Below are 24,443 nucleotides of genomic sequence, written 5' to 3'. Positions count from 1 at the left end.
GGCTCAGCGGCGGCCGACGCGCGCGCGAGCGGTGGCGGTGTCGGCGGAGGCGGCAGCCGCCGGGCTGTCGGCCTGGGGCGGGGTGGCTCCCCGCACGGCCGTGGCGGAGAGCCGGACGAGCCGGGACTCGGAGTGGTCGAGCCAGCGCGCCTCGGCCTCGGTCTGGAAGATCAGCTGTTCCAGGACGAGCAGCCATGCCATGTCGTCGCGGCCGCGGTCGCCCTCCTGGCCGCTGCTGGACTCGACGGCGATCAGGGCCTGCGCCTTGAGCCGGGTGTAGTCCTGCATGGCCTTGAGAGTGGCGTGCCGCTGGGCCTGGATGACGGCCCGGATGTCGACGCCGGGTGCGCCGACGGCCATGGCCAGCTTGATGGCGAGCTCGTCGCGGGGCGGGCTGGAGCGGTCGACCGGGCGCTCGAACCAGTGGTGCAGTTCCTCGCGTCCGGTGGTGGTGATCGCGTACAGCGGGTGTCCCGCGTCGTCGTCGCCGTCGGGGGCGACCATGCCGTCGCGCTCCAGGCGGCTGAGCGTCGTGTAGACCTGCCCGACGTTCAGGGGCCAGGTGGCGCCGGTACGGGACTCGAATTCGGTACGCAGCTGGGAGCCGTACCGAGGACCCTGTTCGAGGAGGGCGAGGAGCCCGTGGCGGATGGACATACTCAGTATGTATACCGAGTATGGCCCCGCTGGCAAGCTCCGTCCCGGTGGGCCGGTGCCCTCACTGGCGTCGCAGGCGCATCCCGAGGAAGCCCAGTCCGAGCCCCACCAGGACGATCCCGGCCCCCAGCGGCAACGGCCTGAAGTCGAGCGCCACCGGGTCCCCGGCGGCCTGCCGCAGCCGCGTCGGCGCGGGGCTCTTCCGTACGAGAGGAGGGGCGGCGGGACGGGTGGCCGGAGGGCTGGGCAGGACCTGCGGGACGCGTACCGGAGCCGGACGTACCACTTCCGGTCCGGGTGCCCGGCCGGGGCGCACCCGCCCGGCTCCGGCCTTCCGGCCGGCGAGACGGCCGCTCTGCGGGGCCGCGGTGCTCCGTGCGACCGGAGTGGTCTCCGGGTCGCCGGGGGGCAGCGGGTCGGCCGCGTACGCCAGGGACGCGCAGGTCGCCTGCGCGAGGAGTCCGCACCACAGCAGGACCGCCAGCAGCGTGGCGGAGACACGCGTACGGAGCCTGGGGAACATCGGGCGACCGCCTCCCGTCCGGTACCGACGAGCCATCGGAGGCTCAGCGTCACATACCGCTACAGAAGGGGCATCCGGACCGACGCAGACGGCAGCACGCACGAAAACGCGGCTGGCAGCACGCCCGAAGACGCAGACGGCAGCACGCACCAAAACGAGAGCGGCCCGGCCACACCGCGAAGGTGCGCCGGGCCGCTCTCGCGGGCCGTGAGGGCTGCCGTCAGGGCTGCCGTGAGGATTACGGGCGGACTACTGGGCCGGGTTGCCCGTCGAGACCGTGAGCTCGATGGTCGTCTTCTCCGGGTCCATCGGCTGGCCCCCTCGCGGGTACTGGTCGATGACCGTCTCCTCGCCCCACTGGTTCTCGTCGGTGGGCTTCTCCTTGAACTGCCAGCCGGCGGCCTGCAGACACTCCTTCACGGAGCGGACGTTCTTGAAGACGAAGTCGGGTGCGTCGACCTTGGCCGGGTCGAGGCTGTTCTCGTCCGCGTTGGTGCATTCCGTGGTCTTGATGGTCTTCGCCCGGTCGGGCCCCTTGTGGCCCTCCTGCTGCTGCCCGGTCGTCTGGCCGCCGCCCTCGGTCTTCGGGTCCTCCGTGGGGACGAGCGCGTAGACCACGCCGCCGATCGCGAGCAGCGCCACCACGATCGCGCCGAGGATCAGCGGCATGCTGTTCTTCTTCGCCGGCGGCTGCGGGGCGGGGGTCGGCGCCGAGTGCTGCGGGGTGTACGTGGCCGGGGCGGGCGTGGGCGTCGCGTAGCCCTGGTGCGGGTACCCGTACGCGGCCGAGGGGGCGGGCGCGGGGGTGGGCATCGGCGCCGGGGTCGCGGGGCCGTACGGGCTCGGGCCGGGGGCGGGCTGGTACGGCGTCTGCACGCTGCCCTGCGGGTAACCGCCGGTCTGGTCGACCGGCGGGAAGACCGCGGAGCCGACGCCCGAGCCGGAGCCCTGGGCGGGACCGCTGCCGGGAACGATCACCGGTGCGGCGCCGGGCTGGACGGTGGAGAGCACGCGCGCGCACTCGTCGGCCATCGCGGCGGCGCTCGGGAAGCGCTCGTTCGGGTTCTTCTTCAGCGCGCGGGCGACGAGGGCGTCGATGGCCGGCGGGATCGTCCGGTTGATGGAGGACGGGGCGACCGGCTCCTCCTGGACGTGCGCATACGCTATGGCCAGCGGCGAGTCGGCCTCGAACGGCAGCCGCCCGGTGAGCAGTTGGAACAGCATGATGCCGACCGAGTACAGGTCGGAGCGGGCGTCCACACCGCGCCCCAGCGCCTGCTCGGGCGAGAGGTACTGAGGGGTGCCGACGACCATGCCGGTCTGGGTCATCGAGGTGACACCGGACTGCATGGCGCGGGCGATGCCGAAGTCCATGACCTTGACGACGTTGCGCTTGGTCATCATCACGTTGCCGGGCTTGATGTCGCGGTGGACCAGGCCCATCTCGTGGCTGGTTTCCAGCGCCGCCAGCACGTCCGAGGTGATCTTCAGCGCCTTGTCGGCGGGCATCGCGCCATGGCTCTCGATATCGGCCTGGAGCACCGAGCCGAGCGGCTTGCCCTCGACGTACTCCATGACGATGTACGGCATCTGCGAGCCGCCGAGGTCGTCCTCGCCGGTGTCGAAGACCGAGACGATATTGGTGTGCGAGAGCTTGGCCACGGCCTGCGCCTCGCGCCGGAAGCGCTCGCGGAAGGCCGCCTCGCGCCCCAGTTCCGTGTGCAATGTCTTGATCGCGACCTGGCGGTCGAGCGCCGAGTCGTACGCCAGATAGACGGAGGCCATTCCGCCCTCGCCGAGCAGGTCGCGGAGCTGGTACCGACCACCTGCCACCGAGCCGCCCGCGTACCGGCCCTGCGTGCCGTCCTGGCTCATGACTGTGCATCCCCCTCGGCGCGGTGGTTCCGCGTCAGTCCGTTGTTCTGGTGCGGTCGTGCGTACCGCGACAATCCGCGATCATCCCTCATTACCGGCCAAGTCTGCCCGAGGGCACTGACACGTCAAGCGAGGTGCCCGTTCCGTGACCGTACGCGCAAGGAAGAGTCTCGGAGTCGTTACCCGCAGGCCCTCCGGGAGCGGGCTGTGAGCGGGCAATTTGCACGGATACAGGCGCAACGGTATTGATGGCAGGTCCATCTCGTTGAAGGGGCGCCTCGCGCAAGGCTGTAGCGTGACGTGGCGGAGAACCATGTGGACCACCGCGACCCGGGCACACGACCTACCGGTCTCCCGGGGGCGCGGACAGATGATGACGGCGAGGACTGATGGCACCCAATCCCGAGGACACCGGCGGTGGAGTGTCTGACCTGCCGGAATCGTTCGGTATGGGCGGACTTGTCGGTGACGGTCGCTACCGGCTGACGCACCGTCTCGGCCGGGGCGGCATGGCGGAGGTCTTCGCCGCCGAGGACGTACGGCTCGGACGTACCGTCGCGGTGAAGCTGCTGCGCTCCGACCTTGCCGAGGACCCGGTCTCCAAGGCCCGCTTCACACGCGAGGCGCAGTCGGTGGCCGGCCTCAACCACCATGCCGTGGTAGCCGTTTACGACTCGGGCGAGGACCGCATCGGCGGCAACCTCGTCCCGTACATCGTGATGGAGCTCGTCGAGGGCAACACCATCCGTGACCTGCTGCTCAATGCCGAGGCCCCGGGTCCGGAGCAGGCGCTGATCATCGTCTCCGGCGTGCTCGAAGCGCTCGCGTACAGCCACCAGCACGGCATCGTGCACCGTGACATCAAGCCCGCCAACGTGATCATCACGCACGGCGGCGCGGTCAAGGTGATGGACTTCGGCATCGCCCGCGCCCTGCACGGCGTGCAGTCGACGATGACGCAGACCGGCATGGTCATGGGCACCCCGCAGTACCTCTCCCCCGAGCAGGCGCTCGGCAAGGCCGTCGACCACCGCTCCGACCTCTACGCGACCGGCTGTCTGCTGTACGAACTGCTCGCACTGCGTCCCCCCTTCATGGGCGAGACGCCGCTGTCGGTGGTCTACCAGCACGTCCAGGACATTCCGGTGCCGCCGTCCGAGATGTCGGACGTGGCGCCCCCGGAGCTGGACGGGCTCGCCATGCGCGCCCTCGCGAAGGACCCGGACGACCGGTTCCAGAGCGCGGAGGAGATGCGCGGCCTCGTCCAGTACGGGCTGCAGATGCTCCAGCAGCAGGGCAGCCACACCGGCACCTGGAACACCGGCCCCGTCGAGATGCACGAGAGCGGTTACACGCCTGCTCACGGCACCGCGGCGACGACCGCGATGGGGCACCCGCAGCACGGCGACACCTCGCAGTTCCGGCAGGGCGGCGCGATGCTGCCGCCGCGCAACCCCCACGACGGTTCGTACGACGACGGCTACGACGAGCGGGGCGGCACCAGCCGCGGCAAGATGTGGATCTTCGCGATCCTGGCGATCCTGGCGATCGCGGGCGGTGTGGCGTACGCGGTGAACGCGATGGACGACAACAAGACGAAGGACCCGGAGCAGAAGCCGAGCGTCTCCAGCGTCCCCTCCAAGCCCAAGGACTCGCCCACTCCCACCGAGGAGGAGAGCTCCGGCGGGGACGACGGCAACACCGGCAACGGCACCGTGACCGGCGGCGGCACCGGCGGTGTCCCGGACACCGGCAAGCCGTCGAAGACGGCCACCAACAAGCCGACCCCCCCGCCGACGACGAAGCCGACCACCCCCACCAAGCCCCCGGTGACCGACCCCGCCGACGGCGGGAACGACGGGGGCACCCCGGGCGGTACTCCCGGCGTCCCGGGCGGCAATGACGCCGGTGGCAACGACGCCGGTGGCAACGACGCGGGCGGCAACGACGCCGGTGGCAACGACGCGGGCGGCAACGACGCCGGTGGCAACGACGCGGGCGCTTCTCCTGCGGGCGGCGCTCCCGGCGGCGACCCGGACCCGCTGGGAGCCGCCACCCCGTAGCGGGAGCCGCCACCCCGTAAGGGCCACGCGCTCACCCCGCGAAGGCGTCCAGCACCGCCTCGTACTCCTTGGTCCACCAGACCACCAGGGCCGACGCCGCAGGAAACTGCGGGTCGGCCCTTCGGTCGTGCAGCTGGTAGCGCCAGCGCAGTATCCAGAAGTCGTTCAGCCGCTCCCACCACACCCGGTGCACGGCGGCGGCCAGCTCGGCCTCCCCCGCGCCCGTGGAGCGCCGGTACGCGTGCGCGTACGCGCGTGCCTTGGCCAGCTCCAGTGCGCCGTCGGGCCGGACGAAGAAGATGGCGGCCGCACGTACCGCCTCCTCGGCGCGGGGCTGCACGGCGAGCCGGTCCCAGTCGACGATGGCGGCGGGCTCGGCGCCCCGGTAGAGCAGGTTCAGCGGGTGGAAGTCGCCGTGCACCCAGCCGGCGGCCGGTTCGTCGCCCGGTGCGGGCCGCCGGTGCGCGTGCCGCTCCAGGAGGGTGCGGCGCTCCAGGAGCCGGTGTTCGGCCAGCACGTCGAAGGAGTCCCGGGGGCTGCGCCGGCGGGCCAGCCGCAGCAGTTCCTCGATCGTCTCGAAGCTGTCGCGGGGGTCGGCCCCCCAATAGGCGCAGCGCTCGGCATCCGGATCTGCCGAGGACTCCATGACCTCGTCGAGCAGGGTGTGTACGACGCCCAGGAGCGCGCCGAGCCGCAGTGACCCGGCCACCGTGAGCTGGGCTCCGTCGCGGTGCCTGCCGTCGATCCAGGGGTGCAGGGCGTAGCAGCGGCCGCCGATCACGGCGACGGTGTCGCCGTCGGAGTCCTCGACGGGCGGGGCGACCGGCACGCCGAGGGCCTTCAGGCGCTGGGTGGCGCGGTGCTGGCGGGCGATGGCGGCCGGGTCGCCGTCGAGGTGGTGCTTGAGGAAGAAGTCGCCCCGGGTGGTGGCCAGCCGGAAACCCCTGTTCAGCAGGCCCTGGGCGACCCGCTCGCAGGACACCGGCTCGCCCAGGGCCGCGTACCGGCGCAGCAGCTGGCCGACGGGCGGCCCGGCGGGGGACGGTGCGGGCAGGGCCGGTGCGGGGGCGGGTGCGGATGAGCGCGGCACCCGGCAGATGTTAGATCACCGGGACCGCGCTCTTTTACACAGCGTGCTGGAGCAGTCGCTCTCTGGATCCGCGCAGGGTGTGGACCAGGAAGAACTGCGGCTCGATCCGCATGTGGACCGGCTCGAACGGCTCGCCCTCGACCTCTGCGGGTCCGGGGCCGAAGAGTGCCGACTCGGCGGGCGTCGGCTCGATGACCCGGGCCTCGCCGGTGGCCTGGACGGACCACAGTCCGTCGTCGGCGGAGTTGAAGTTGTCGGTCTCGTACGCGACCACACTGCCGTTGCAGGCCTGGTGATAGCCGTATCCGGCGTGCATCCGGAGCAGGATCGCACCGTCGTCGGTGACGACGTGGCGGGCTACGGCCAGGAACGGCAGCGCGCGCATGCTGGTGGCGATCCTGCCGTAGGGCACGGAGGTCAGCAGCTTGATGGCACGGGCGCTGTCGGAATGGGGCATGAGTTCACCCTGCGCCATGGAGCGGGCACGGCAAAAGAGACCTAGGTCCCGAGAAGTGTTGCGAAGTGCCTGATCAGGGGCGTACGCGAGTCCGGGGCGGGGGTGTGCACACTCATCCGGGCCACCCCGGGTCGGTATGTCAGCGGCGTTCCTCGGCCTGCATGCGGGCCACGTAGGCGGCGGCCTGCGAGCGGCGTTCCATGCCCAGCTTGGAGAGCAGGCTGGAGACGTAGTTCTTGATCGTCTTCTCGGCGAGGTGCAGCCGTTCGCCGATCACGCGGTTGGTCAGGCCCTCGCCGATCAGGTCGAGGATCTTCCGCTCCTGCTCGGTGAGGTTGGCCAGGCGCTGGTCGCCCTTGGCGCTGTTGCCGGCCCGCAGCCGCTCCAGGACGCGGGCGGTGGCCACCGGGTCGAGGAGGGACTTGCCCGCCGCGACGTCGCGTACCGCCGAGAGGAGTTCACTGCCGCGGATCGCCTTGAGGACATAGCCGGACGCACCGGCCATGATCGCGTCGAAAAGGGCTTCGTCGTCCGCGAAAGAAGTGAGCATCAGACATTTGATGTCCTCGTTCTGCGAACGGACTTCGCGGCAGACCTCCACACCGCTTCCATCGGGCAGCCGGACGTCCAGAACAGCGACATCGGGACGGGTCGCAGGGATCCTGACCAGGGCATCTGCCGCTGTGCCGGCCTCTCCGACGACCTCGATGTCTTCCTCGACGGACAGCAATTCATGGACGCCACGCCGGACGACTTCGTGGTCATCGACGAGGAAAACGGTGATTTTGCCTGTTTCGCGCACGGCGCCATCCTCACACATGAACTCTTCCCGTGCCCGAGGTGACCGGGATAACGTGCCCCTGTCCCGGCGGCCTGCAAGGCTCTGACCAGTGATTGTTCCCGCATTCCTCGATTTACTTGGAAATCCAAGCAAAATCGCAGGTCAAATGGGGTTTCGCAGTTATGCGAAGCACTGGGTAACGTGCTTTAGACAGGGCGTTCGCCGGGGCACCTGTCACGCCTTGTCCCGGCCGAGCCGCACCCACCCCGTGCGCGGGTACGGGCACAGGGCGAGCCGCACTGGTCTCCGGCAGACCCCGGGGGCCGGACCGACGGAGGAGCACGCACGTGACCGTGGAGAGCACTGCCGCGCGTAAACCGCGACGCAGCAGCGGAGCAGGCACCAAGCGCGCCAGCGCCAAGAAGCCCTCGCCGCAGACGCAGCCCGCGCCCGACGAGCCGCAGCTGGTCCAGCTGCTGACGCCCGAGGGCGAGCGCGTCGAGCACCCGGACTACGAGATCGACCTGACCGCCGACGAACTGCGCGGGCTGTACCGGGACATGGTCCTCACCCGCCGCTTCGACGCGGAGGCGACCGCACTGCAGCGCCAGGGCGAACTGGGCCTGTGGGCCTCGCTCCTGGGCCAGGAGGCCGCACAGATCGGCTCGGGCCGGGCACTGCGTGACGACGACTACGTCTTCCCGACGTACCGCGAGCACGGTGTGGCCTGGTGCCGAGGGGTCGACCCGACGAACCTGCTGGGCATGTTCCGTGGTGTGAACCACGGCGGCTGGGACCCCAACACCAACAACTTCCACCTGTACACGATCGTCATCGGCTCGCAGACCCTGCACGCCACCGGCTACGCCATGGGCGTCGCCAAGGACGGTGCGGACTCGGCCGTGATCGCGTACTTCGGTGACGGGGCGTCCTCGCAGGGCGACGTCGCCGAATCGTTCACGTTCGCCGCGGTCTACAACGCCCCGGTCGTGTTCTTCTGCCAGAACAACCAGTGGGCGATCTCCGAGCCCACCGAGAAGCAGATGCGGGTGCCGCTCTACCAGCGCGCCCAGGGCTTCGGCTTCCCCGGCGTACGCGTCGACGGCAATGACGTGCTGGCCTGTCTGGCCGTCACCAAGAAGGCCCTGGAGCACGCCAGGAGTGGTGAGGGCCCGATGCTGATCGAGGCGTTCACCTACCGGATGGGCGCGCACACCACCACCGACGACCCGACGCGGTACCGGGCCGACGAGGAGCGCGAGGCGTGGGAGGCGAAGGACCCGATCCTGCGCGTCCGTACGTACATGGAGAAGCAGGGACTGGCCGACGCCGCCTTCTTCGAGGAGATGGACGCCGAGAGCGAGACGCTCGGCAAGCGGGTCCGCGAGGCGGTGCGTTCGATGCCCGACCCGGACACCATGGCGATCTTCGAGAACGTCTACGCGGACGGGCACGCGCTCGTCGACGAGGAGCGCGCGCAGTTCGTCGCCTACCAGGCGTCGTTCGCCGAGGAGGGCGAGTAACCACCATGGCTGTTCAGAAGCTCCCGATCGCCAGGGCGATCAACGCGTCGCTGCGCACCGCGATGGAGAACGACCCCAAGGTCCTCGTCATGGGCGAGGACGTGGGCCAGCTCGGCGGCGTCTTCCGCGTCACCGACGGCCTGTTCAAGGACTTCGGCGAGAGCCGGGTCATCGACACCCCGCTCGCCGAGTCGGGCATCGTCGGCACGGCCATCGGCCTCGCGCTGCGCGGCTACCGGCCCGTCGTGGAGATCCAGTTCGACGGCTTCGTCTTCCCCGCGTACGACCAGATCGTCACGCAGCTCGCGAAGATGCACGCCCGCTCGCTCGGCAAGATCAAGCTGCCGGTCGTCATCCGCATTCCGTACGGCGGCGGCATCGGCGCCGTCGAGCACCACAGCGAGTCGCCCGAGTCGCTCTTCGCCCATGTGGCGGGCCTCAAGATCGTCTCGCCGTCCAACGCGACGGACGCCTACTGGATGATGCAGCAGGCCATCCAGGGCGACGACCCGGTGATCTACTTCGAGCCGAAGCGCCGTTACTGGGACAAGGACGAGGTCGACCTCGACGCGATCCCCGCACCGCTGCACCAGGCCCGCACCGTCCGCGAGGGCAGCGACCTGACGCTGCTGGCGTACGGCCCGATGGTCAAGGTCTGCCTGGAGGCGGCCTCGGCCGCCGCCGAGGAGGGCAAGTCGGTCGAGGTCGTGGACCTGCGCTCGATGTCCCCGATCGACTTCGACACGATCCAGACCTCGGTCGAGAAGACCGGCCGTCTGGTCGTCGTGCACGAGGCACCGGTGTTCTACGGCACGGGCGCGGAGATCGCCGCCCGCATCACCGAGCGCTGCTTCTACCACCTGGAGGCTCCGGTGCTGAGGGTCGGCGGGTACCACGCGCCGTATCCGCCGGCGCGCCTGGAGGAGGAGTACCTGCCGGGGCTTGACCGGGTGCTCGACGCCGTCGACCGCTCGCTCGCGTACTGAAGGGGCCGACTCACATGACCACTGCTGCGAAGAACGCTTCCCGCTACCGCGAGTTCAAGCTGCCCGACGTGGGCGAGGGCCTGACCGAGGCCGAGATCCTCAAGTGGTACGTCCAGCCCGGTGACACCGTCACCGACGGCCAGGTCGTCTGCGAGATCGAGACCGCCAAGGCGGCCGTCGAACTGCCCATTCCGTACGACGGGGTGGTGCACGAGCTCCGCTTCGAGGAGGGCGTGACCGTCGACGTCGGCACTCCCATCATCACGGTCGACGTGGCACCGGGCACGGCCGCCGAGGAGGCGCCCGCCGCCGAACCCGCGCCCGCGCAGGCGCCGGTCGAGGAGCCCAAGGGCCGTCAGCCGGTGCTGGTCGGGTACGGCGTCGCCGAGGCGTCCACCAAGCGCCGCGCCCGCAAGACGCACCAGCCCGCGCCGGAGAAGGCCGCGTACGCCGCCTCCGTACAGGCCGAGTTGAACGGCACGTCGGTGGCCGCCCAGACCGCACCCGCAGCCCCGGCAGCAGCTCCGGCAGCCGTCGAGGAGCGGGCCCGCCCGCTCGCCAAGCCGCCGGTCCGCAAGCTGGCCAAGGACCTCGGCATCGATCTGGCGTCGGTGACGCCGACCGGTGAGAACGGCGTCATCACGCGCGAGGACGTGCACGCGGCGGCAACTCCCGCTGCCCCGGCGGCCCCGCCTGCCGTCGATGTTTCACGTGAAACGGCCGCGGGCGACCCGGTCGCGGGCGCCACCGCCGGGGGCCCGGGGGCCGTCCCCCGGGAAGGCACAGCACGTGAAACACGGATTCCCATCAAGGGAGTGCGCAAGGCGACCGCTGCCGCGATGGTGAACAGCGCGTTCACCGCCCCGCACGTCACCGAGTTCATCACGTTCGACATCACCCGCACCATGAAGCTGGTCGCGGAGCTCAAGGAGGACAAGGACATGGCGGGGCTGCGGGTCAACCCGCTGCTGCTCATCGCCAAGGCCCTCCTCGTCGCCATCAAGCGCAACCCGGCCGTCAACGCGACCTGGGACGAGGCGAACCAGGAGATCGTGCAGAAGGAGTACGTGAACCTGGGCATCGCCGCGGCGACCCCGCGCGGTCTGATCGTCCCCAACATCAAGGACGCCCAGGCCAAGACCCTGCCGGAACTGGCCGCCGCGCTCGGCGAGTTGGTGGCCACCGCCCGCGAGGGCAAGACATCGCCGGCCGCCATGCAGCACGGCACGGTGACCATCACCAACGTCGGCGTCTTCGGCGTCGACACCGGTACGCCGATCCTCAACCCGGGCGAGTCCGCGATCCTCGCGGTCGGTGCGATCAAGCTCCAGCCCTGGGTGCACAAGGGCAAGGTCAAGGCCCGCCAGGTCACCACCCTCGCCCTCTCCTTCGACCACCGCCTGGTCGACGGCGAGCTGGGCTCCAGGGTGCTGGCCGACACGGCGGCGATACTGGAGCACCCCAAGCGCCTGATCACCTGGGCGTAGTAAGGCAAGCAGGGCAGCAGAGCACGAGGAGGGCCCCACACCGCAGGCGCGGTGTGGGGCCCTCCTCGTGTGGAGGCCGTGGGTCATCCCCCGGCGGTGACGTGCCTCCCCAGTTTGAAACCGAGTGCGAAGCGGCTCGCGCACCGGTGCTCGTCCATCAGCTGTCCGATCCGGCGCTGAACGGTGCGTACGCTCAGGGCCAGTTCGCGGGAGATCTGTTCGTCTCCCCAGCCGCGTGCGAGCAGTGCGACGATGCGGTGTTCTTCGGTGTGGTGTGACATGACTCGTATCCACCCCCCGTGGACCAGTGGAATCAAGGTCCCGAACACCCTCCCGTGCCTTGGCTGTTGGGTGCAAGGCCGTTTTCCGGCCCGGGGCGGGCCGAATGCTTTCGGCCGTTCGGTTCCCGTGTGGCGGGAAGTCGTCATGGTTGCGCGAGGGCCTTCAGCTCCCTTCCCCGTCCCACTAGCTTCAGTGGTGCAAGCCAGTTCCAACGCACACATCCGTAGCAAGAACACACACAGGGGAGAAGAACGTGTTGAAGCTGCGTATAGCGAGTGCCGCTGTTCTCGGTGTCGCGGGTCTCGGGGTGACCGCACTGCCCGCCCAGGCCGCACCGGCTGCCGCGCCGTCGGCGCGGACCGTGCAGGCCGCACCGGCCGCCGTACAGGCCGGCCAGGCGGCGGACGCCGCCGCCAAGAAGCGGGACTACAACTACTGCGTGCACCTCTACGGCAACAAGAAGCTCGTGGCCACGGGCTGTTTCAGCTCCAAGGGCGACAGGATCTGGGTCAAGGACCAGCGGGCCGACGGGCTGCGCGCGGTCGTGACCTGGAAGACCAACTACGGCCGGGCCGGAGCGTGCCACCAGAAGGGCGGCGGCGGGGCGGCCGGGTACTGCAACTACAACATGAGCGAGACGAAGTACGTCCGCTTCAAGGTGTCGATCCGCAACGGGCAGAACGGCAAGGACAGGTACGCGTCGGGCTACACGCGCTGGCTGCCGATCGGCGGCGTGAAGTAGCAGGAGCAGCACCCGCGAGCAGCACCCGGCACGACGCCGGAAGGAGCCCCGTCCGCATCCCGGACGGGGTTTTTCCTTGCACCCCTGTTGTATCTATGCTGTGCGCATGCCTGCCGCGCCTCCAGCCGCCGAACGTGTCTACGACCACATCAAGCGCGGTGTCCTCGACCGCAGCTACGAGGGCGGGACGCTCCTCACCGAGGGCCATCTCGCCGAAGCCGTGGGGGTGTCGCGCACCCCGGTCCGCGAGGCGCTGCTGCGCCTGGAGGTCGAGGGCCTGATCAAGCTCTACCCGAAGAAGGGCGCCCTGGTCCTGGCGGTCTCCGCGCAGGAGATCGCGGACGTGGTGGAGACCCGGCTGCTGGTCGAGGAGTTCGCGGTGCGCAAGGCCGTACCGGCCTCGCCCCGGCTGATCGCCCGGCTGGAGGAACTGCTCGCCGAGCAGCAGCGGCGGGCGGTCGCGGGCGACCTCGCCCAGGTGGCCGTCACCGACCGCTGCTTCCACGCGGAGATCGTGCGCCACGCAGGCAACCAGATCCTGTCGCGGCTCTACGACCAGCTGCGCGACCGGCAGCTGCGGATGGGCGTCGCCGTGATGGAGGCGCACCCGGACCGGATCGCGCTCAACATCACCGAGCACGCCGAACTGCTCGACGCCATCAGGGCGGGCGACGCGGACGCGGCCGCCTCCTGTGTGCGCCGCCATGTCAGCCGGGTCAAGGTGCTGGTCAGGGGTGATGACCGGTGAGCGGGGGCAAGCCGGCCGGAGCGCTGCTGCCGGGGGATCCGCCCGGCGGGCGACGGGCCGTCGCCGTGTGGGGCATCGGTGTAGCCGTCTACTTCGTCGCGGTCACCTTCCGCACCAGCCTGGGGGTCGCGGGGCTGGACGCCGCCGACCGTTTCCAGGTCAACGCGTCCGCCCTGTCGACGTTCTCGATCCTCCAGCTGCTGGTGTACGCGGGCATGCAGATACCCGTCGGCCTGCTGGTCGACCGGCTCGGCACCAAGAAGGTGCTGGCCATCGGCGCGGTGCTGTTCACGCTGGGACAGGTGGGCTTCGCACTGTCGCCGACGTACGGTACGGCGCTCCTTTCGCGGGCGCTGCTGGGGTGCGGCGACGCGATGACGTTCATCAGCGTGCTGCGGCTGGGCACCCGGTGGTTCCCGGCGCGCAGGGGGCCGATGATCGGGCAGGTCGCCGCGCTGTTCGGGATGGCGGGGAACCTGGTGTCCACGCTGGTCATCGCGCGGGCGCTGCACGGGGTGGGCTGGACGGCGACCTTCGTGGGCAGTGCGGCGGCGGGCCTCGTGGTGCTGGTGCTGACCCTGGTGCTGCTGAAGGACCACCCCGAGGGGTACGAGCCGCCGCCCGCGCCGCGTGCCGGGCCCGCCTTCGTACGGCAGCAGATCGCGGCGGCGTGGCGGGAGCCGGGGACGCGGCTGGGGATGTGGGTGCACTTCACCACGCAGTTCCCGGCGATGGTCTTCCTGCTGCTGTGGGGGATGCCGTTCCTCGTCGAGGCGCAGGGAATGTCGCGGGCGGCGGCCGGTGAGCTGCTGACGCTGGTCGTGCTGTCCAACATGGTGATCGGGCTGGTGTACGGGCAGGTCATCGCGCGGCACCACGCGGCGCGGGTGCCGTTGGCGCTGGGCACGGTCGCGGCGACGGCGGTGCTGTGGGGGTCGGTGATCGGCTATCCCGGGGAGCATGTGCCGGGGTGGCTGCTGGTGGTGTTGTGCGTGGTGCTGGGTGCCTGCGGACCTGCGTCGATGATCGGGTTCGACTTCGCGCGGCCGGCGAATCCGCCGGAGCGCCAGGGGACGGCGTCCGGGATCGTGAACATGGGCGGCTTCGTGGCCTCCATGACCACGCTGTTCGCGGTGGGCGTGCTGCTGGACGCCACCGGGGACAACTACCGGTTCGCCTTCGCCTCGGTGTTCGTGCTGGAGGCGGTGGGGCTGGCGCAGATCCTGCGGCTGCGCACCCGCACGGCGCGCAGGGAACGCGAGCACCTGGTGGCGAGCCGGGTGGAAGCGGTGCACGTCCCGGCCTGAGCGCCCCCGCCCCCGCGGGAGTTACGGCGTGACCGCGAAGTTCTGCAGGATCGCCTCGGCCAGCTCCTGGTCGCCCTCGATCTTGACCTGGTCGGCCACGGCGCCGTAGCGGACCCGGCCGCAGGCCAGCCGGTAGTACGTCTCCCAGTCGAGGGCGATCGTGACGATCGGGCCCAGCGACGGGGTGCCGTCGATGGTGCCCCGGCCCTGGTCGTCGACGCGGACCGTGCGCAGGAACTCCACGGGGCCGTGCACGTCGAAGACGACCGCGGAGTTCACCGGGGCGCCCGCCTCCTTGGCGACGACCTTGGGCAGGGACAGGAGCAGCAGGTCACGGGCCACGTACGCACCCGGCGAGTCCAGGTTTCCCGGGCGGTTGAAGGTGGTGCGGAGGTCCTGCTCGTGCACCCAGAGGTCGAAGGCCCGCAGCCGCAGGGCGAATTCGAGGGTCTGCTGCTGGCCGCCGAGGGGCGAGCGGATCAGGGTGTCGGGGGAGCGGGTCTCGTTCCGCAGCTGCCGGGAGCGGCGGATGATCGTGTACTCCAGCTCCGAGGTCATCTCCGGCGCCGTGTGGTGGCGCCGTACGTCGACCTGGACCTCCAGGTAGCGGCCGAGGTCCGAGGTGATGTGGGTGAGGTCGCTGGGCAGCGTGTGGATCGGACGGGGGTCGCCCAGCATCTCGCACTCCATGCCGATGACGTGCGAGACGAGGTCGCGCACCGACCAGCGGGGGCACGGCGTACGGCGGTTCCACTCGCCTTCGACGAGCGGCTGCACCAGCTCGGATATCGCCTCGATCGAGTGGGTCCAGGCGTCGGCGTAGGTCTGCAGGGCGGGATGGACGGTCACGGGACCCCTCGGGCGGTTCAGTGGCGGCGGCGCGGGCAGTGCGGTGCGGGCGGGTGGTTCGGGCGGTGCATGCCGGGTAGCGGGCTCGCACGCTAAGTTACGCTGCCCGGAGGCACCCCGGCAGTGCTTTGGTGTGACGATCGTAGGCCCGTGTTGACGGCTCGAATGCCAGGACGGTGGTAGTGTGCGCGCCTCTCTGCTCCAGATCGACGTAAATGCCGATGAACCGGTCAATTCCCGGCGGGAGCGCGTCGCTTCGCTGGTGAGGGCACAGCAGGATAGCGAGCTCGTGGTGCTGCCGGAGCTGTGGCCGACCGGTGCCTGGGCGTACGAGGGCTTCGCCGACGAGGCGGAGCCGCTGGAGGGCCCGACGTACGAGGTGATGGCCAAGGCCGCCCGGGACGCGGGGGTCTGGCTGCACGCGGGGTCGTTCGTGGAGCGCACTGCGTCTGACAGCGGCTCCGCCGCGGGTGACGGGCCGCTGTTCAACACGTCGCTCGTCTTCTCGCCGGACGGCGAACTGGCGGCCGCGTACCGGAAGATCCACCGCTTCGGCTTCGACGAGGGCGAGGCCGTGCTGATGGGCGCCGGGCAGGAACTGGTCACGGTGCCCGCCGCCGAGGGGCTGCGGCTCGGCCTGGCCACCTGCTACGACCTGCGCTTCCCCGAGCTCTTCCGGGGGCTCGTCGACAGGGGGGCGACGGCCTTCGTGATTCCCGCGGGCTGGCCCGCCCGGCGCCGCGCGCACTGGTCGCTGCTGGCGCGTGCGCGGGCGGTGGAGAACCAGGCGTACGTCCTGGCCTGCGGTACGGCGGGTACGCACGGCGGCGTCGAACAGGCCGGGTACAGCGTGGTGGTGGACCCGTGGGGCGAGGTGCTCGGCGAGGCGGGCGCGGGGGAGGAGGTCCTGGTCGTGGACCTCGACCCGGCCCTGCCGGGAACCACCCGCGAGCAGTTCCCGGCACTCAAGGACCGGCTGCTGGGCCTGCCGGAACCGCGCCACCGCTAGCCCTCGCGGCCCCGTCGGGGTGCGGCCGGTCAGCCGTCGTCCCGCTCCTTCTCCGCCATCCGGATCACGCACACCGCGACCGCGATGAGCAGGGCCGCGTCCGTGTCGTCCCGTACGACGTTGACGGCGTACGTCTCGCGTACCCGGAACCACTTGCGCGAGATGTGCGCCAGCAGTTCGCCGTCGTACTCCACGGCGAACTCGCGGTCCAGCACCCGTCCGCTGACGTCGAGTTCGGTGCCCTCGTTGAGGGTGACGCGGTAGTGGTTGCGGATCAGCGAGAGCCGTTTCTTGCGTACGGTCGCCAGGGGCTCACCGTCGCGCTCCAGGGTCATCGCGTCGCGCCAGCTGAGCATCTTCTCGCGGAGCGTGATCAGCACCCGGCCGCTGGGGTCCTTGATCTCCAGGGTGTCCCGGAGCCGCAGCGCCTTGCCGTCGACGAGGAAGGCGTGCCGCCCCTGCTCGTCCTCGATCCAGTAGTCGTCGCCGATCGCGAACAGCTTGTCGCGTACGAGGAATTTCATGCCATGACGGATACCCGAACCGGTGGCGATGTCACGCTTCGGGCTGGTCCCGTACGTTCAGGTGCTGTACGTAGGTGAGCCCCGGGCGGCCCTCGAAGTCGGCCTCGCCGTCCGGTACGAAGCCGGTGCGCGCGAGCACCGCGCGGGAGGCCGCGTTGTCGAGGGTGGTCGCGGCGCGCAGGGTGCGGACGCCGTGGCGGTCGGCGGCCAGCGCGATCAGTTCGCGGACGGCGCGGGTGGCGAGGCCCCGGCCGGTGGCCTTCTCGGCGAGCCGGTAGCCGAGTTCGGCGGCTCCGTCCGCGAGGTCGACGAGGTTGAACCGCCCCAGCACCTCGCCGTCGTCGGCGACCAGGACGTGGAAGGCGATGGTCCCGGTGGCCTGTTCGGCGAGCAGTGCGGCGTGCCGGTCGGCGAACTCCGCGAAGTAGGCGTCGCCCCGGTCGGGCACGGCAGAGGCGAAGTACGCCCGGTTCTCGCGCTCGAAGGCGAGGAGCGCGGGGGCGTGCTCGGCCCGCAGCGGCTGGAGGGCGGGAGCCGGGAGTCCGGTCATGGTCTTGGGGCGGTGTCAGGCGGTCCGGGTGCGGAAGCGGGTGAGCCCGGGTTCCAGGTCGTCGCCGGGCCAGGGGTCGAGACCGGCCTTCTCCAGTACGCGGATGGAGGCGGGGTTGTCGAGCGACGCCTTCGCGCAGACGGTGTGCACGCCGGGCCCGGTCAGCGCGTGGGCGACCAGGGCGCGCGCGGCCTCGGTGGCGTAACCGCGCTTCCGGCGCGAGGCGGCGACCCCGTACCCGAACTCGACGACGCCGTCCTTCGCCGGCCAGAACAGGCCGATGGCGCCGACCACCTCACCGCTCTCGCGCTCGATCATCTGCCGGTGGCCGTACGGGCCGAACCAGTCGGGGTTCTTCTCGAAGAGCCCGGCCAGCATCCGGTCGCCCTCGCCGGGGAAGCCGTCCGCCCAGTGCGGGAGCCGCTGGTCCGTGAGCACCGATGCGATCTCGCCCGGGGTCCAGCTGCGCAGCAGGAGGCGGTCGGTGGTCAGGTCCTGGGGGGCGTGGGACACGCAGAACTCCTGGTGAGGGGACATGAGGGGGGTGAAGGACGTGGGGCGCGTGAGGGGCGTGAGAACTTTCGCAGAGCGGGCGCGCGCCGACAAGGGAGTTTCCGGGTACGGAGGCGGCCGGCCCCCGTACGCGGTGGGGACCGGCTGTCTCTTCTCCCGGGCGGGTCTTTCAACTCCTCTACTTCACCGGCCGGTTGAACGCCGAGCGGGCCCACAGGTAGCCCACCAGCGACAGTCCGACGCCCCAGGCCAGCGCGATCCAGGCGTTGTTGCCGATGGGGGTACCCATCAGGAGGCCGCGCAGGGTCTCGGTCAGCGGGGTGAAGGGCTGGTACTCGGCGAACCAGCGCACTGCGGTCGGCATCGAGTCCGGGGTGACGATCGCGCTGCCGAGGAAGGGCAGGAAGGTGATCGGCATTGGTGCGTTGCTGGCCGACTCCACGGTCTTGCTGGACAGGCCCATGGCCGCCGCGATCCAGGTGAGGGCGAAGGCGAGCAGGGTGAGGATGCCGAACGCGGCGATCCACTCGACGACGTTGGCGTTCGGCCGGAAGCCGCAGAGCAGGGCGACGGCGAGGACCAGCACCAGGCTCAGCATGGTCTGGATGACACCGCCGATGACATGGCCGGTGAGGACGGACGCCCGCGAGATCGCCATCGTACGGAACCGGTTGATGATGCCCTCGGTCATGTCCATCGCGACGGAGACGGCCGTGGACAGCGAGCCGGAGGCGACGGCCATCAGCAGGATGCCGGGGGCCACGTAGTCGATGTAGTCGCCGCTGCCGCCGATGCCGTTGCCCAGGGCGCCGCCGAAGACGAACACGAACAGCAGCAGCATCAGGATCGGCATCGAGACCACCGCGATGGTCATCGACGGGTAGCGCTTGGCGCGTTTGAGGTTGCGGCTCAGCATGGTGAGCGAGTCGCGCAGGGCGTACGACTTGGCGGGCGGGGCGGTGGTCAGGGCGGCACTCATCGCACGGTCTCCTTGCGCGGGGCGGGGGTGGTGTGGGCGTTGCTGTTGCCGGTCAGGGTGAGGAAGACGTCGTCGAGGTCGGGCGTGTGGACGGTGAGGGCCGCCGCCTCGATCGCGGCACCGTCGAGCCGGTCCAGGACCGTACGCAGGGCGGGGATGCTGCCGTCGCTCGCGATGTCGAGGGTGAGGGCCTCGGCGTCGGTGGCGATGGGGTCCAACTGCTGGGCGGCGAAGGCGAGCTGGTGGCTCTCGTGGAAACGGAGCCGGATGTGCCCGCCGGGGATGCGCCGCTTGAGCTCCTCGGCGGTGCCTTCCGCGACGATCCGGCCGCCGTCGAGCACGGCGATCCGGTCGGCGAGCTGGTCGGCCTCCTCCAGGTACTGCGTGGTGAGGAAGATGGTCATGCCGTCGGCGACCAGTTCCCTGATCAGCTCCCAGACGGTGCGGCGGCTGCGCGGGTCGAGCCCGGTGGTGGGCTCGTCGAGGAAGATCACCTGGGGGTCGCCGACCAGGGTCATCGCCAGGTCGAGCCGACGGCGCATGCCGCCGGAGTAGGTGGCGACGGGCTTCTGCCCGGCCTCCGCCAGGTCGAACTTCGTCAGCAGGTCGGTGGCCCGGCGCCGGCCCTCCCGCCGGGTGAGGTGGTGCAGCTTCGCCATCAGGATCAGGTTCTCCTCGCCGGTGAGGAGGTTGTCGACGGCGGAGAACTGCCCGGTGACACCGATCGAGGCACGGATCGCCTCGTCGTCGCGGCCGAGGGCGTTCCCGGTGACCTGGACCGGGCCCGAGTCGGTGCCGGGGGCGATCAGGGTGGAGAGGATCTGGACGGTGGTGGTCTTGCCGGCCCCGTTCGGCCCGAGCAGCGCGAAGATCGTGCCGCGCGGGATCCGCAGATCGACACCGTCGAGCACGACCTTGTCCCCGTACGACTTGCGCAGTCCGACGGCGCTGATGGCGAGCGAAGAATTACTCACGAGAAACAACCTTCCGAATTCGAATCAACAGCCCCCGAGCCCCCGAGCCCCCTTGGGCGGCGGGGCCGCCCCCCGGGGGCGGGACGGGCGGGCAAGGGGGCGGCCCCCGGCGGAGCCGAACCCTCCGGCCCCGCCCGGCCTCACCCCGGCGAGGACAACCCGACATGGGCATGACAGATCAATGAATGGCCCTCCCCGAGCGAGGAGAGGAGTGGTGTGAATCAGAGCGACCAGTGGCTCAGAAGGACCTCAGGCCCCGGCCCGTCGAACCTCGATGTTCCCCCACCGAGTCCGCGCCCGAACCTCCACCGTGTCCTCCCCGTCATCCGCCCCCGGCCCCTCCCCCGCCACCAACGCGTTGTGCACCAGCCCCCGCTCCGAGCTGACGTCCAGCCAAGCCGCCGTCCCGGCCCGGATCCCGACCTCGATCCCCCCGTACGACGTCTCCAGCTGCACGGTCCCCCGCGCCACCTCGCCGACCCGCAGCGCCCCGTGCGCCGTCGCCGCCGTGACACTGCCCTCGGCGCGCTCGACGTGGATGTCCCCGTTGGCGCCGTTGACGCGCAGCTCACCGGTGACGCTGCCGACCGTCGTGGCACCGTGCGAGTTCTTCAGTACGGCCGCCCCGTCGACCGCCCCGACGCGCATGTTCCCCGAGCTGGTGGTGACCGTGGCGGCGCCCTTGACCTGGTCGACGGAGATGCTGCCGTGCGAGACGGACAGGTTCAGCGGCCCCGTCGAGTCCAGGTGTACGTCGCCGGTCGAGGTCTTCACCCGGACCTCGCCGAGCCGTCCCTCGCCGCGCACCTCGGTCCAGGACCCGTTGACCTCGGCCCGCGAGCCCGCCGGAAGTTCGACGATGACGTCGACGATTCCGGTGCGCCCGAGCCCGAGCAGATTGCCCTTGGGCGAGGTGACCGTCAGCAGGCCGCCCGCGTAGGTCACCCGGGTCTGGTCGGCCGCCCGTACGTCGGCGTCCTTCTTCGGATTGCGCGGCATCACCTCGACGACGGTGTCCGCGCGGCCCGCCGCGATGAGCCGGACCGAACCGGCCTCCACCCGGAAAGTGGCGGAAATCGGTTCAGGGGTGTCGAAAGAAGGCATGGCTGTCCCGTCCTCTTGGCTCGTCGGGGTTTCTCCCCGCTGGTGAAAGGTGGTGAAGGTGCTGTGTGTTGACGTGTCGCGCGTGGGCTCAGCGCACTCGGCGCACTCAGCGCGCCCAGCCGGTAAAGCTCTGCCCGCTGGTCATGGCCCGGTCGCCGGCCCTGGCGGGCGCCGGTGCCCCCGCGGTCCCCGCGTCAACGGCCGCCGAAACGGCCCGCACCAGCCACGCGTTGACCGAAAGCCCCTCACGGCCCGCCGCGTCCTCGGCCCGCGTCTTGAGATGCGCGGGAAGGCGCAGGTTGATCCGCGCGGTGCCACCGTCACCGTCCTCGACGGGCACCGGTACCGGCGCGGGAGCCGGTGCGGCACCCGCACCCCCACCCGCACTCGGCTGCTGCTCGAAGCCGCCGCCCCCGGAGGGCAGCGTCACCACGAAGTCCGGGTCGAGCCCCCGCAGCCGTACGTCGACCGAACCGGGGGCGAGCTCACGGGTGATCTCGTCCATCGCGGCGGACAGCGCGTTCAGCAGGGTGAGCCGGGCCGCCGACTCCAGCGGAGCGGTGAGCCGCTCGGCCAGCTCCCGGGCGTCGTCCCCGCCGGCATCGGCGGCCACCGCGAGTTCGCGGCGAAGGGTGTCAACGTAAGGCGTGAGGTCCATGACGCCATCATGGCACCACGATGGCACCAAAGCAAGTGGACGCATGGCTCAACTTGGCACCACACAGCATCACCGTCCTCCACTCCACCTCCCCCCAAGCCCCTGACCTGCACACTTCCCCTCCCGTCAAGGTTTCATGAACTGGTTACGCACCATCCCGGGACCGGTGGCACCCTGGTGCCATGACTGCCGCCGCTGCCCCGAACGCCGAGCCGAATCCCGCGCCGAGCCCCGAGCCGGACCCCGGTCCGGCGCCCGCCGCCACCCCCCGGCGCGCCCGCGTCCGCGCCCCCGAACTGGTCGGCAAGGGCGGCTGGCTCAACACCGGCGGCAAGGAGCTGTCCCTCGCCGACTTCCGGGGCCGCGTCCTGATCCTCGATTTTTGGACCTTTTGCTGCATCAACTGCCTCCACGTCCTCGACGAACTCCGCGAGCTGGAGCAGCGGCACAGCGACACCACCGTGATCGTCGGCGTGCACTCGCCCAAGTTCGTGCACGAGGCCGAGCACCAGGCGGTGGTCGACGCCGTCGAGCGGTACCAGGTGCACCACCCGGTGCTCGACGACCCCGAGCTGGCCACCTGGAAGCAGTACGCCGTCCGCGCCTGGCCCACCCTGGTCGTCATCGACCCCGAGGGGTACGTCGTCGCCCAGCACGCCGGCGAGGGCCACGCCCACGCCATCGAGCGGCTGGTCACCGAGCTGGAGGCCGAACACGAGGCCAAGGGCACGCTGCGGCGCGGCGACGGCCCCTACGTCGAGCCCGAGGCGGTCGCCACCGACCTCCGCTTCCCCGGCAAGGCCGTCGCGCTGCCCGGCTCCGGCAACCTCCTCGTCTCGGACACCACCCGCGACCAGCTCGTGGAGCTCGCCCCGGACGGCGAGAGCGTGCTGCGCCGCATCGACGGCGACTTCAACGAGCCGCAGGGCCTCGCCCTGCTCCCCGACGGCCAGGTCGTCGTCGCCGACACCGTCAACCACCGCCTCAAGTCGTACGACCCGGCCACCGGCGAGGTCACCGTCCTCGCCGGTACGGGAAAGCAGTGGTGGCAGGGCGAGCCGACGTCCGGCCCCGCCCTCGACGTGGCCCTCTCCTCGCCCTGGGACGTGGCGTGGTGGCGCGGCGAGGTGTGGATCGCGATGGCCGGGGTGCACCAGCTCTGGGCGTACGACCCTCAGGCGGGCACCGTACGGGTCGCCGCGGGCACCACCAACGAGGGCCTGGTCGACGGCCCCGCCGGTGAGGCCTGGTTCGCCCAGCCGTCCGGGCTCGCGGCCACCGAGGAGCGCCTCTGGGTGGCCGACTCGGAGACCTCGTCCGTGCGCTGGGTGGACACCGACGACATGGTGCACACCGCCGTCGGCACCGGCCTCTTCGACTTCGGCCACCGTGATGGCGACGCCCAACAGGCCCTGCTCCAGCACCCGTTGGGCGTCACCGCGCTGCCCGACGGATCGGTCGCGATCAGCGACACGTACAACCACTCCCTGCGCCGCTACGAGCCGACGACAGGTCAGGTCACCACCCTGGCGACGGACCTGCGCGAGCCGAGCGGCGCCGTGCTGGTCGGGGACGACATCGTGGTGGTCGAGTCGGCCCGCCACCGGCTGACCCGGCTGCGCCTTCCGGACGAGGCGGTACGGGTGGAGTCGGTCGCGCACCGCACCCAGCGCGCGGCCACCGAAGTCGCCCCGGGCAAGCTGCTGCTGGACGTGATCTTCCAGGCGCCGACCGGCCAGAAGCTGGACACCCGGTACGGCCCTTCGACCCGGCTCCTGGTCTCGGCCACCCCGCCCGATCTGCTCGCCGACGGCGCGGGCCAGGGCACCGACCTCTCCCGCGAACTGCTGCTCGGCACGGACGTCACGGAGGGCGTGCTGCACGTCTCCGCGATGGCGGCCTCCTGCGACGACGACCCGGCGAACGAGTACCCGGCCTGCCACGTCCACCAGCAGGACTGGGGAGTTCCGGTGCGCGTCACGGCAGACGGCGAGTCCCGGCTCGCACTGGTCCTGGCGGGGATGGACGACAGGGGCTGAGCCCACCAGGCCGGTGGGGCACGGAGGTTGAAGGGCGGAGTGCTCCTACGGGGGCGGAGCACCCCGCCCGGTCCTGGGGGTCCGGCCCTGGTGAGGGGCCGGGGTGAAGCCGCCGACCTCCGCCTGGTTCAGGCACAGGGGCAGCTTCGCCGGGGTGCGCCCGTCCGTCGCGCGGATCGGGGTGGTGCGCTCCGCCCACTCGCCGTTCAGCGAGACCTCGGCGGTCGCGTAGGCCGGTGCGCACTGGTGACGGACGCCGTGCGCGGGCTCGTTGTCCGTGTAGTACAGGGTGGCCACGGCCTCGGCACCCGGCCTCAGCACGAGCCGGGGCGAGCGGACGTCCGGCCGGTCCGCGGTGATCGACATGGTGTCGTCGTAGCGGACCGTCACCTGGGGCGGACCCTTCAGCACACAGGCCTCGGGCCCGGTACCGGTGACGATGATCCGGGCGATCCGGAACCCTGCCTTCCTGCCGTGCCGGGACCCGTGCCGGGACGCCGGGACCTCGATCCGGAAGGACACCCCCTCCGTCACGCAGTAGCCGGGCCCGGTGTGCGGGCGGCCGGGACCGGCCGGCTGCGCGGCGCCACGCGCCGCCCGCGTGTCCGTCGCGCCGCCGACCGCGGCCCCGTCCGTGCAGCCCGCGAGGACCAGTACGGCCGCAGCCGCCGCCACGTACGTACGAGTGCTCCCGAGCCCGCGCCGCATGAAACCTCCCGCCCG

25 protein-coding genes are annotated in these 24,443 nt (G+C 71.0%); 9 read left to right on the top strand and 16 right to left on the bottom strand.

Annotated features, from left to right (window positions below):
• Window positions 1-3 precede the first annotated feature (3 nt).
• From ACZ5PB_RS10585 to ACZ5PB_RS10575, 3 genes are all read right to left on the bottom strand, one after another.
• Complete coding sequence (locus ACZ5PB_RS10585; protein WP_468689702.1) at window positions 4-657, bottom strand: PadR family transcriptional regulator; 654 nt, start codon at window positions 655-657, stop codon at window positions 4-6.
• 61 nt (window positions 658-718) lie between these two features.
• Complete coding sequence (locus tag ACZ5PB_RS10580) at window positions 719-1,180, bottom strand: hypothetical protein (protein WP_468689700.1); 462 nt, start codon at window positions 1,178-1,180, stop codon at window positions 719-721.
• Between the two features lie 249 nt (window positions 1,181-1,429).
• Complete coding sequence (locus ACZ5PB_RS10575; protein ID WP_468689698.1) at window positions 1,430-3,055, bottom strand: protein kinase domain-containing protein; 1,626 nt, start codon at window positions 3,053-3,055, stop codon at window positions 1,430-1,432.
• Between the two features lie 389 nt (window positions 3,056-3,444).
• Here ACZ5PB_RS10575 and ACZ5PB_RS10570 point away from each other — a divergent pair, with 389 nt between their 5' ends.
• Window positions 3,445-5,118: a protein kinase domain-containing protein gene (locus tag ACZ5PB_RS10570; protein WP_468689696.1), complete on the top strand. Its 1,674-nt coding sequence runs from the start codon at window positions 3,445-3,447 to the stop codon at window positions 5,116-5,118.
• 31 nt (window positions 5,119-5,149) lie between these two features.
• Here the strand turns inward: ACZ5PB_RS10570 and ACZ5PB_RS10565 are convergent, their stop codons facing one another.
• From ACZ5PB_RS10565 to ACZ5PB_RS10555, 3 genes are all read right to left on the bottom strand, one after another.
• Window positions 5,150-6,208 carry a phosphotransferase gene (locus ACZ5PB_RS10565; protein WP_468689694.1) on the bottom strand — a complete coding sequence of 353 codons (1,059 nt, stop codon included), beginning with the start codon at window positions 6,206-6,208 and terminating at the stop codon, window positions 5,150-5,152.
• Between the two features lie 34 nt (window positions 6,209-6,242).
• Entirely contained in the window at window positions 6,243-6,665 is a 423-nt protein-coding gene (locus ACZ5PB_RS10560) for a pyridoxamine 5'-phosphate oxidase family protein (RefSeq protein WP_468689692.1), read from the bottom strand.
• Between the two features lie 139 nt (window positions 6,666-6,804).
• Window positions 6,805-7,467 (bottom strand): response regulator, encoded by a 663-nt coding sequence (locus tag ACZ5PB_RS10555; RefSeq protein WP_389251168.1) that lies wholly within the window; start codon window positions 7,465-7,467, stop codon window positions 6,805-6,807.
• Between the two features lie 326 nt (window positions 7,468-7,793).
• Between ACZ5PB_RS10555 and pdhA the strand changes: the two genes are divergently transcribed.
• From pdhA to ACZ5PB_RS10540, 3 genes are read left to right on the top strand one after another with little or no spacing between them, the layout of a single operon-like run.
• The gene (gene pdhA, locus ACZ5PB_RS10550; protein WP_468689690.1) at window positions 7,794-8,969 is read left to right on the top strand and encodes a pyruvate dehydrogenase (acetyl-transferring) E1 component subunit alpha; all 1,176 of its coding nucleotides are present in this window, start codon (window positions 7,794-7,796) and stop codon (window positions 8,967-8,969) included.
• Between the two features lie 5 nt (window positions 8,970-8,974).
• A complete protein-coding gene (locus tag ACZ5PB_RS10545; RefSeq protein WP_468689688.1) occupies window positions 8,975-9,955 on the top strand; it encodes an alpha-ketoacid dehydrogenase subunit beta in 981 nt (326 codons plus the stop codon).
• A 14-nt stretch (window positions 9,956-9,969) separates the two neighbouring features.
• Window positions 9,970-11,442 carry a dihydrolipoamide acetyltransferase family protein gene (locus ACZ5PB_RS10540; protein ID WP_468689687.1) on the top strand — a complete coding sequence of 491 codons (1,473 nt, stop codon included), beginning with the start codon at window positions 9,970-9,972 and terminating at the stop codon, window positions 11,440-11,442.
• An 83-nt stretch (window positions 11,443-11,525) separates the two neighbouring features.
• On the opposite strand, the gene ACZ5PB_RS10535 is transcribed toward ACZ5PB_RS10540, so the two are convergent.
• Window positions 11,526-11,723, bottom strand: a complete 198-nt coding sequence (locus tag ACZ5PB_RS10535) for a hypothetical protein (protein ID WP_468689685.1) — start codon at window positions 11,721-11,723, stop codon at window positions 11,526-11,528.
• Window positions 11,724-11,977: 254 nt separating this feature from the next.
• Here ACZ5PB_RS10535 and ACZ5PB_RS10530 point away from each other — a divergent pair, with 254 nt between their 5' ends.
• The 3 genes from ACZ5PB_RS10530 (at window position 11,978) to ACZ5PB_RS10520 (ending at window position 14,521) form a co-directional block, all read left to right on the top strand.
• Window positions 11,978-12,466, top strand: coding sequence for a hypothetical protein (locus ACZ5PB_RS10530; protein ID WP_468689683.1), 489 nt, complete (start codon window positions 11,978-11,980; stop codon window positions 12,464-12,466).
• 106 nt (window positions 12,467-12,572) lie between these two features.
• On the top strand, window positions 12,573-13,214 hold the full coding sequence (locus tag ACZ5PB_RS10525; RefSeq protein ID WP_468689681.1) for a GntR family transcriptional regulator: 642 nt from the start codon (window positions 12,573-12,575) through the stop codon (window positions 13,212-13,214).
• Window positions 13,211-14,521 (top strand): MFS transporter, encoded by a 1,311-nt coding sequence (locus ACZ5PB_RS10520; protein ID WP_468689679.1) that lies wholly within the window; start codon window positions 13,211-13,213, stop codon window positions 14,519-14,521. The genes ACZ5PB_RS10525 and ACZ5PB_RS10520 overlap by 4 nt, the downstream gene beginning before the upstream one ends.
• A gap of 21 nt (window positions 14,522-14,542) precedes the next feature.
• Here the strand turns inward: ACZ5PB_RS10520 and ACZ5PB_RS10515 are convergent, their stop codons facing one another.
• Complete coding sequence (locus ACZ5PB_RS10515; protein ID WP_468689677.1) at window positions 14,543-15,370, bottom strand: maleylpyruvate isomerase family mycothiol-dependent enzyme; 828 nt, start codon at window positions 15,368-15,370, stop codon at window positions 14,543-14,545.
• 184 nt (window positions 15,371-15,554) lie between these two features.
• Between ACZ5PB_RS10515 and ACZ5PB_RS10510 the strand changes: the two genes are divergently transcribed.
• Window positions 15,555-16,379, top strand: a complete 825-nt coding sequence (locus ACZ5PB_RS10510; protein WP_468689675.1) for a carbon-nitrogen family hydrolase — start codon at window positions 15,555-15,557, stop codon at window positions 16,377-16,379.
• A 29-nt stretch (window positions 16,380-16,408) separates the two neighbouring features.
• On the opposite strand, the gene ACZ5PB_RS10505 is transcribed toward ACZ5PB_RS10510, so the two are convergent.
• The 7 genes from ACZ5PB_RS10505 to ACZ5PB_RS10475 all read right to left on the bottom strand — a co-directional run bounded on the left by ACZ5PB_RS10505 (window position 16,409) and on the right by ACZ5PB_RS10475 (window position 21,681).
• A complete protein-coding gene (locus ACZ5PB_RS10505; protein WP_468689673.1) occupies window positions 16,409-16,903 on the bottom strand; it encodes an LURP-one-related/scramblase family protein in 495 nt (164 codons plus the stop codon).
• 31 nt (window positions 16,904-16,934) lie between these two features.
• Window positions 16,935-17,453: a GNAT family N-acetyltransferase gene (locus ACZ5PB_RS10500; RefSeq protein ID WP_468689671.1), complete on the bottom strand. Its 519-nt coding sequence runs from the start codon at window positions 17,451-17,453 to the stop codon at window positions 16,935-16,937.
• A gap of 15 nt (window positions 17,454-17,468) precedes the next feature.
• The gene (locus ACZ5PB_RS10495; protein ID WP_468689669.1) at window positions 17,469-17,966 is read right to left on the bottom strand and encodes a GNAT family N-acetyltransferase; all 498 of its coding nucleotides are present in this window, start codon (window positions 17,964-17,966) and stop codon (window positions 17,469-17,471) included.
• A 178-nt stretch (window positions 17,967-18,144) separates the two neighbouring features.
• Window positions 18,145-18,945 (bottom strand): ABC transporter permease, encoded by an 801-nt coding sequence (locus ACZ5PB_RS10490; protein WP_468689667.1) that lies wholly within the window; start codon window positions 18,943-18,945, stop codon window positions 18,145-18,147.
• Window positions 18,942-19,919 (bottom strand): ATP-binding cassette domain-containing protein, encoded by a 978-nt coding sequence (locus ACZ5PB_RS10485; protein WP_468689664.1) that lies wholly within the window; start codon window positions 19,917-19,919, stop codon window positions 18,942-18,944. Before ACZ5PB_RS10485 ends, ACZ5PB_RS10490 begins: the two co-directional genes overlap by 4 nt.
• A gap of 249 nt (window positions 19,920-20,168) precedes the next feature.
• Window positions 20,169-21,023 carry a DUF4097 family beta strand repeat-containing protein gene (locus ACZ5PB_RS10480; RefSeq protein ID WP_468689661.1) on the bottom strand — a complete coding sequence of 285 codons (855 nt, stop codon included), beginning with the start codon at window positions 21,021-21,023 and terminating at the stop codon, window positions 20,169-20,171.
• Window positions 21,024-21,129: 106 nt separating this feature from the next.
• Window positions 21,130-21,681, bottom strand: a complete 552-nt coding sequence (locus ACZ5PB_RS10475; RefSeq protein ID WP_468689659.1) for a hypothetical protein — start codon at window positions 21,679-21,681, stop codon at window positions 21,130-21,132.
• Window positions 21,682-21,863: 182 nt separating this feature from the next.
• On the opposite strand from ACZ5PB_RS10475, the gene ACZ5PB_RS10470 reads away from it, so the two are divergent.
• Complete coding sequence (locus ACZ5PB_RS10470; RefSeq protein WP_468689658.1) at window positions 21,864-23,720, top strand: NHL domain-containing thioredoxin family protein; 1,857 nt, start codon at window positions 21,864-21,866, stop codon at window positions 23,718-23,720.
• Between the two features lie 45 nt (window positions 23,721-23,765).
• On the opposite strand, the gene ACZ5PB_RS10465 is transcribed toward ACZ5PB_RS10470, so the two are convergent.
• Window positions 23,766-24,428, bottom strand: coding sequence for a DUF4232 domain-containing protein (locus ACZ5PB_RS10465; RefSeq protein WP_468689656.1), 663 nt, complete (start codon window positions 24,426-24,428; stop codon window positions 23,766-23,768).
• Window positions 24,429-24,443 lie beyond the last annotated feature (15 nt).

The organism is Streptomyces sp. NPDC032721 (assembly GCF_055579625.1).
The sequence above is the reverse complement of the archived record's forward strand: the minus strand, read 5'-3'. Positions and strand labels throughout refer to the sequence as shown.

What these genes read in the sequence shown, in the direction of transcription:
- ACZ5PB_RS10465 (WP_468689656.1), bottom strand. Translation starts at nt 24,428, where the DNA reads ATGCGGCGCGGGCTCGGGAGCACTCGTACGTACGTGGCGGCGGCTGCG.
- ACZ5PB_RS10470 (WP_468689658.1), top strand. Translation starts at nt 21,864, where the DNA reads ATGACTGCCGCCGCTGCCCCGAACGCCGAGCCGAATCCCGCGCCGAGC.
- ACZ5PB_RS10545 (WP_468689688.1), top strand. Translation starts at nt 8,975, where the DNA reads ATGGCTGTTCAGAAGCTCCCGATCGCCAGGGCGATCAACGCGTCGCTG.
- ACZ5PB_RS10540 (WP_468689687.1), top strand. Translation starts at nt 9,970, where the DNA reads ATGACCACTGCTGCGAAGAACGCTTCCCGCTACCGCGAGTTCAAGCTG.
- ACZ5PB_RS10490 (WP_468689667.1), bottom strand. Translation starts at nt 18,945, where the DNA reads ATGAGTGCCGCCCTGACCACCGCCCCGCCCGCCAAGTCGTACGCCCTG.
- ACZ5PB_RS10475 (WP_468689659.1), bottom strand. Translation starts at nt 21,681, where the DNA reads ATGGACCTCACGCCTTACGTTGACACCCTTCGCCGCGAACTCGCGGTG.
- ACZ5PB_RS10575 (WP_468689698.1), bottom strand. Translation starts at nt 3,055, where the DNA reads ATGAGCCAGGACGGCACGCAGGGCCGGTACGCGGGCGGCTCGGTGGCA.
- ACZ5PB_RS10585 (WP_468689702.1), bottom strand. Translation starts at nt 657, where the DNA reads ATGTCCATCCGCCACGGGCTCCTCGCCCTCCTCGAACAGGGTCCTCGG.
- ACZ5PB_RS10570 (WP_468689696.1), top strand. Translation starts at nt 3,445, where the DNA reads ATGGCACCCAATCCCGAGGACACCGGCGGTGGAGTGTCTGACCTGCCG.
- ACZ5PB_RS10525 (WP_468689681.1), top strand. Translation starts at nt 12,573, where the DNA reads ATGCCTGCCGCGCCTCCAGCCGCCGAACGTGTCTACGACCACATCAAG.
- ACZ5PB_RS10560 (WP_468689692.1), bottom strand. Translation starts at nt 6,665, where the DNA reads ATGCCCCATTCCGACAGCGCCCGTGCCATCAAGCTGCTGACCTCCGTG.
- ACZ5PB_RS10500 (WP_468689671.1), bottom strand. Translation starts at nt 17,453, where the DNA reads ATGACCGGACTCCCGGCTCCCGCCCTCCAGCCGCTGCGGGCCGAGCAC.
- ACZ5PB_RS10480 (WP_468689661.1), bottom strand. Translation starts at nt 21,023, where the DNA reads ATGCCTTCTTTCGACACCCCTGAACCGATTTCCGCCACTTTCCGGGTG.
- ACZ5PB_RS10580 (WP_468689700.1), bottom strand. Translation starts at nt 1,180, where the DNA reads ATGTTCCCCAGGCTCCGTACGCGTGTCTCCGCCACGCTGCTGGCGGTC.
- ACZ5PB_RS10535 (WP_468689685.1), bottom strand. Translation starts at nt 11,723, where the DNA reads ATGTCACACCACACCGAAGAACACCGCATCGTCGCACTGCTCGCACGC.
- ACZ5PB_RS10505 (WP_468689673.1), bottom strand. Translation starts at nt 16,903, where the DNA reads ATGAAATTCCTCGTACGCGACAAGCTGTTCGCGATCGGCGACGACTAC.